This is a genomic window from Thermodesulfobacteriota bacterium, from assembly GCA_040755095.1.
GTDB lineage: Bacteria > Desulfobacterota > Desulfobulbia > Desulfobulbales > JBFMBH01 > JBFMBH01.
Map to the genome: position 1 here is coordinate 46162 of JBFMBH010000011.1, position 6792 is coordinate 52953.

Here is a 6792-nt window from a genome sequence, read left to right on the forward strand (position 1 = left end):
GGCCCGGTGGTCCTGCCCATGAATGATCCGGTTGCCACAGCACTTGTGGATTCAACGGCACCAGCGGGCGGTGTGGGGGAGATCAACCTCCTGGACCTTCTGTTGGTGATCCTCGCCGCCAGGCGCATCATCCTTGGCTTGGCTCTGGCGGCCGGGGCTGCCGCGGCTGCTGTCGCCTTCGGACTGCTCCCGAATGTCTATCGCTCGGAGGCGACCCTGACCGTGCTTCCAGGCACGAAGCAGACGGACCTGGCCGCGGCAGGCGGTCTCGGTGGCATGGCTACCGACCTGTTCGGTGGGGGCGGCAGCAAGGAACTGGCCCGGCTCGAGGTCACGGCGAAAAGTCGAGAGCTGGCGCGCCGGGTGATCGCCGAGCACGACCTGATGCCCGTTCTGTTTCCAAAGCTGTGGGATCCCCAAGTCAAGACATGGCGGGGGCAGAAGATACCCACCGAGCAGGATGGCATCAGACGGTTGATGGCCATGCGCTCGGTGACCACGGAGGTCAAGAAGGGGGTGCTGGTGCTGGCCGTCGAGCATCGGGATCCAGTCATGGCTAAGGCGATGGTGGAGTGGTACCTGGGCGGACTGAGCGAGATCCTTCGAGAGGCGGTCCTGCGGGAGGCCATCGACAACCAGCGATTCTTTCAGGAGCAGCTGCAGCATACGGCCGATGCTCTGTTGCGGGACAAGCTGGCCGGCCTGCTCGCCAAGGAGATAGAGCGGGAGACCTTCGCCCGTGCCCAACACTACTACAGCTTCGAGGTGGTGGACCCGCCGTTGCAGATAGACGAGGACAAGAAGGTGCGTCCGAATCGGCCGCTTATTTGTGTCATGGCGGTGGTGGTCGCCTTGGCCTTTGGGGTGATCGCAGCTTTTCTGCGGGAATTCGGGCGGAGTATGAAGGCCAACGCTGACCCGGCGCAACTGGCTCGTCTGCGGCAGGCTCTGCCCTGGGGCACCCGCTGGTTGGCCTCCTGATCGCCTCGATTCTGAAGCAGCCTCTGTACCCTGGGGATAGAGCGGAGGAGGGTTCCTTGGCACATCCACTCGCGGGATCGCGAATCTTCATCACCGGTGCTTGCGGTACGGTAGGCTCGGAGCTGATCCGGCAGCTGCTGGGCAATCCCTTGTACGATCCGGCTGAGGTTATCGGCATCGACAACAACGAAAGTGAGCTCTTCTTCCTGGATCAGCGGTATCTCGCCGATTCGCGCGCCAGTTTCTTCCTCGGGGACATCCGGGACCGGGATAAGTTGTATCGCCGCATGCGCGGAATTGACATCGTCTTCCACGCTGCGGCCCTTAAGCATGTGATTCTTTGTGAACGTTCCCCTTTCGAGGCGGTGCAAACCAACATCCTGGGGGTTCAAAATATCATCGCCGCCGCCTTCGAGAACCGGGTCCGCAAGGTGATCTTCACGAGTTCCGACAAGGCGGTCAACCCCACCAATGTCATGGGCACCTCCAAGCTTATGGGCGAGCGACTTATGACCGCGGCTAACAGTAGCCGGGGCGAAGGCGGCCCAGTCTTCACCTCCACCCGCTTCGGCAATGTCCTCGGCTCGCGGGGCTCGGTGATACCCATCTTCCGGCAGCAGATCGCCCGGGGAGGGCCAGTCACCTTGACCCACCGGGAGATGACCCGCTTCGTCATGAGCATTGAGGAGGCGGTGCGCCTGGTGATTGATTCCGTGGAGCTGGCGCGGGGTGGTGAGGTGTTCATCACCAAGATGCCAGTGGTCACCATCGAGGACTTGGCTGCGGTGATGATCGAGGAACTGGCCCCCCAGCATGGGCGCGACCCCCGAACCATCGAGGTGTCGGAGATCGGCGTCAAGCCTGGCGAGAAGCTCTATGAGGAGCTCATGAACGGCGAGGAGACCCGTCGCGCTGTGGAACTGGGTCGCTATTTCGTGGTGCTGCCGGCGTTTCGTGGCCTGTACGAAGGCATCGGCTACGACTACCCTGACGTGCTCTCCACCACCGTCACCAACCCCTACGTCTCCTCCCGGGAGACGGCCATCGACCGGGAGACGGTTCGCTCGTTCTTGCGGCAGAACGGCCTGCTCGGGCAAGACAACGAGTCCTGAGGTATGACACCGACCGCTTTGGAGCAACAACCAGGCAGGAGCGGAGGCATGCGCGTCCTGATCCTGGGCGGGGATGGCTATCTTGGCTGGCCGACCGCCATGCATTTGTCGGCGCAGGGTTGCGAGGTGGGGGTGGTGGACAGCTACCTGCGCCGCCGCCTGGCCCGGGAAGAGGACGTAGAGCCGCTCTACGAGGTGCCGAACCTCCAAGCCCGGATTCGGCGCTGGTCCGGTTATTCCGGCCGGACGCTGTGGGCTGCAGTCGGTGACCTTTTGGATTGGGAATTCGTAGCCCGGGTCTTCCGGGAATTCCAGCCGGAGGCGATCGTGCACTATGCCGAGCAGCCGTCGGCGCCCTATTCCATGCTCCGCCGCCAGGCTGCGGACCTGACTCTTCACAACAACTTGGGAGTGACGGCCAACGTCATCCATGCCATTCGGGAGTTCTGCCCCCAGGTCCATCTCATCAAGCTGGGAACCATGGGCGAGTATGGCACGCCGGACATCGACATCGAGGAGGGTTGGCTTCAGATCCACCACCAGGGGCGCAGTGACCGATTTCTGTTTCCGCGCCAGGCAGGCAGTCTGTACCACTCCACCAAGATCATGGACACCGACCTCCTGTGGTTCTATGTCCGGATCTGGGGGCTGCGGGTGACCGATCTCATGCAGGGACCGGTCTACGGCGTGTTCACGGACGAGAACGAAGGGGACGAGGCTCTTCTACCCTTTTTCAGCTACGACGAGCTGTTCGGCACCGTCCTCAACCGTTTCGTGGTCCAGGCCGTCGCTGGGGTACCGCTTACCGTCTACGGCAAGGGTGGCCAGACCCGGGGCTACCTCAACATCCGGGACACCTTGAACTGTGTGCGTCTGTCCCTGGAGAATCCGCCTGGGGCCGGGGAGCTCCGCATCTTCAACCAGTTCACCGAAACCTTCACGGTGAATGACCTTGCCCAGCGGGTGCAGCGGGTGGGTCAAGCCATGGGGCTGCCGGTGACTGTGCAGCATCTGCCCAACCCCCGGGTGGAGAAGGAGGAGCACTACTACAACCCCCGGCACACGGGCCTGCTGGAGCTGGGCCTCCAGCCGCACTTCCTCACCGATGCCGTGCTCCAACAGCTGCTGGCCTTTGTCGTCTGCCATCAGGATCGGATCGACCACCACAAGATCTTCCGGGGGACCACATGGGCCTGAGGTGGGGAATTCTCGGGGTGCCCTGCCATTCCCTGCGACCGGCTGCTGCCGCCCGATGACCGTTGTGGACCGGGACGGGCAGCAACGAGGCGTCCACCGGGGGCTGGCCAGGATTCGAGCTGCCCTCGCAGAGCCGTTCGTGCGGGGCAGCGTCATCACCTTTGCCTGCCACGGGCTGGGAATAGTCCTCGGCTATCTGTTCGCACTTCTTATTAGTAGGCGTCTGGGAGCAGAGGCGATGGGATTGTTCACCATCGCCTACACCGTGCTCAACATTGCCACCGTATTGGGTCGTCTGGGGCTGGATATCGCCTTGCTGCGCTTCGTGGCGGAATTTTCGGCCAGGGAACAGGGCGAGCAGGTGCGGCGTTTTCTGGCGGGCGCGGTAGCGGTGGCCCTGCCCTGCTCGTTGGGCGTGGGGCTGTTGCTGTTCCTGGCCGCCGGCCCGTTGGCCCGGGATCTCTTCAGGAAGCCGGAGCTGGAGGCGAGTCTGCGGGAAGTGGCGTGCCTGGTGCCGGTCTTGGCCCTCTTCTTCTTGCAGACCGAGAGCCTGCGGGGCCTGCGGCGGATCGGCGCCTACGGGTTTCTCCAGAACGCCTCCTTGTACCTGTTTTCATGTCTGGCGGCCTTTTTGCTCCTGGAGGGCCTGGACTGGGAGGGTGCACAGGTACCGATCCAGGCCCTGGGAGCAGCCATCGTCTTGGCGACGGTTATCGGCGGTTTGCTGCTCCACCGCCAGTTGGGGCTGGCCGGCCTGTACCGTGGAGGCATGGCCGCTATTCGTCCCATGCTGGCGGTATCGCTGCCCCTCATGACCTCCAAGATCATGTTCTTCGTCATGGGGTGGGTGGACATTCTCCTGCTGGGGGTGTTCCGGACGGGGGCCGAGGTGGGGATCTACAACATCGCCGTGCGCCTGTCTTCGGTAGTGGGCATCGTACTCCTGGTCATCAACGTCGTGGTGGCACCGCGGTACGCCCAGCTCCATACTCTGGGGGATAGGGACGGCTTCGTCGGGCTGGTATGGCGCACATCCCGGGTGGTCTTCATCTCGTCGTTGCCACTCCTCCTCCTGCTCCTCCTCCTGCCCGGGCCGGTGCTGGGCGTTTTCGGGGAGGAGTTCCGGCAGGGCAGCCAGATTCTGGCCCTGCTCGCCCTGGGGGAGTTCATCAACGCCAACTGCGGCTCCGTTGGCATCATCCTGCAGATGACCGGCCGGGAGCGGCTGTTCCGGAATATCGCTTGCGCAGCCACTGTTCTCAATCTGGGCCTCAACTCCGTTTTCATCCCCCGGTTTGGCATCTACGGGGCGGCGGTGACCAACGTGGCTACCGTCTCGTCGTGGAATCTCCTGGCGGTCTGGCTGGTCTGGCGGGAGTTCGGAGTGCTCACTCCGTATGTTCCGGGCTTGGAAAGGCTGCTCCGGAGGCACCGAGCCGGCCAATGAACCGGGAGATCCGCCGCCTATGACCCTGAACCCTGCAAGCACCTTCCGTTCCGGGGCCCGACCCTGTCCGGCCTTTCTCGTGGTGGGCGCCCAGCGCGCTGGAACCACCTCTCTCTACATGTGCCTCAAGGAGCACCCCCAGCTCTTCCTGCCCAGGATCAAGGAGCCGGCCTTCTTCGCTTTCCATGACGGCGAGATCGCCTCCCGCTACGGCCGCTATCTGGTCAACACCCCCTTTGTCACCGACTGGCAGCGGTATCAGGAGCTGTTCGCAGAGGCCGGCCCAGCCAGGTTGACCGGAGAGTGCTCCCCGGAGTATCTCTTCTTCCATGACAAGGCCATCGCCACCATCCGGCAACATGTTGCCGACTGGCAGAAGCTGAAGATCATCGCCATTCTTCGTCACCCCGTGGATCGTGCTTTGTCTCACTTTCAATTCGTGGCCCAGACCTGTACCGAGGAACTGGATTTCCTGGCCGCTCTGAAGGCCGAGGATGCCCGCCTGGCCGAGGGCCGTTATCCCATGCGCTATGGCTACAAGACGGTCGGCTGTTACAGTCGCCAGCTGCAGGCCTATGTACAGACGTTTTCCCAGGTGAAGGTGGTGCTGTTCGAGGATTTTGTGGCCCGACCTGACCTGGTGCTTGGGGAGGTCTACCGGTTCCTGGGCGTTGACGACAGCTTCCGCCAGGAGCTGGCGGTGAACAACGCCAGCGGTGTCTGCCGCTATCCACTTCTGAAGCCGTTCTACGAGCTGCTGTTCGGGGACGATAACCTGATGCGCAACGCCGCCCGGCATCTCCTCAGTGACGAGGCGCGGGTCAGGATCCGTAACCACCTCTTCCGCTGGCTGTCCAAGAACGACCGGGCCATGTCCCGGGTCGCCTACGAGCATCTGACCGCTGCCTTCGCCTTCGAGCTCCGGGCGCTGTGCGCCCTGCTCGACGGATTGGGTGTGGACTACAGCAGCTGGACCCAGCGCCACCGGCTAGCGGCGTGAGTCCGGGGACGGCATGACGATGTTGACGGACACGGCCGGGACCGTCCGCTTGCGGCCCTTGCGCCCGTCGGACTTGGTGGCCGGTGCCCTCGTGCTCTTCGTCTGCTCGCCCAAGAGCTACATCTTCTTCCGGGACCAGTTCAGCCTTCTTCTGGCGCCAGCCTTCCTGCTCTTCGCTTGGGCTTACCTGGCCTACAGCGGGCGTAGCCTGGGCAGGATGGCTTTCATTGGCCGTCTTCAGGAGGCCGAGCTGCTCAATATCGTCCTGCTCGCCTCGTTTTCCCTCAATGGTCTGGCAAGCCTCTTTCTCAACCCGATCTACTGGGTGGTGAGCAACTTTGTGAGCCTCTTCGGCTTCGTACTGGGCTGTTTTGGCATGTTCGAGCTCGGGAGCCGGCAGACCACTCAGGCGGACAGCCGGACCATTCTGACGGTTTGCTTCTGGTTCCTTGTTGGCAAAGTCCTCCTGAACATGGCCTACACGGCTGTCGTGCCAACGGGTGAGTACGATTACCTCGATCGGGACTACCTGATCATCTTCTTCGCGGCCTACTACGTGGTGCGGACGCGACTGGCGTCAGGACTGCGGCAGATCATGGCCTCGGCGGTGCCCCTGGTGGTGATCACGGCCATTGTGTTGCTTATGAATTCACGGCTCTACGCGTTGAACATGGCGATCCTCCTGCTCTCTCTGGCCTGGCCGAGCCGGGTCCGTGCTGGCCGGCACCACTGGGGCCGGCGTCTTTTATTCTCCGGAGGCATTCTCCTGGCGATGACTGCGGCCTTTGTCGTGGTGTGGAACTCGCCCATCATGGCGGTGCTCCGGGAACGTTTCGAAGTGATCCTGGCTGCGCAGGTTTCCGGAGTTCTGTCCGGCGAGGCCCGCAGCGAGGACGACCTGTCGTTTTTGCGCTACTATGAGATGATCTACGCCTTCCGGGATGTCTTCTCGCAATGGTCCTTCGCCGATCTCGGCCGGACTCTGGTGGGGAAGGGGATGGGGGCCTACTTCGTCTTCGACATCGAGAGCTTTCTCGACTTCGACAAGACCCCCT

General features: G+C 62.9%; 6 protein-coding genes. All 6 read left to right on the plus strand.

Annotated features, from left to right (window positions below; all coding sequences use genetic code 11):
• Positions 1–18: 18 nt before the first annotated feature.
• Entirely contained in the window at positions 19–981 is a 963-nt protein-coding gene (locus AB1634_03610) for a Wzz/FepE/Etk N-terminal domain-containing protein (GenBank protein ID MEW6218605.1), read from the plus strand.
• A 56-nt stretch (positions 982–1037) separates the two neighbouring features.
• Positions 1038–2093: a polysaccharide biosynthesis protein gene (locus AB1634_03615; protein MEW6218606.1), complete on the plus strand. Its 1056-nt coding sequence runs from the start codon at positions 1038–1040 to the stop codon at positions 2091–2093.
• 48 nt (positions 2094–2141) lie between these two features.
• Positions 2142–3290, plus strand: a complete 1149-nt coding sequence (locus AB1634_03620) for an NAD-dependent epimerase/dehydratase family protein (protein MEW6218607.1) — start codon at positions 2142–2144, stop codon at positions 3288–3290.
• A gap of 55 nt (positions 3291–3345) precedes the next feature.
• Positions 3346–4737: a flippase gene (locus tag AB1634_03625; GenBank protein ID MEW6218608.1), complete on the plus strand. Its 1392-nt coding sequence runs from the start codon at positions 3346–3348 to the stop codon at positions 4735–4737.
• 19 nt (positions 4738–4756) lie between these two features.
• On the plus strand, positions 4757–5737 hold the full coding sequence (locus AB1634_03630; GenBank protein ID MEW6218609.1) for a sulfotransferase: 981 nt from the start codon (positions 4757–4759) through the stop codon (positions 5735–5737).
• A 13-nt stretch (positions 5738–5750) separates the two neighbouring features.
• Positions 5751–6792, plus strand: a 1042-nt coding sequence (locus tag AB1634_03635; protein ID MEW6218610.1) for a hypothetical protein, incomplete at its 3' end; no start/stop codon positions are given.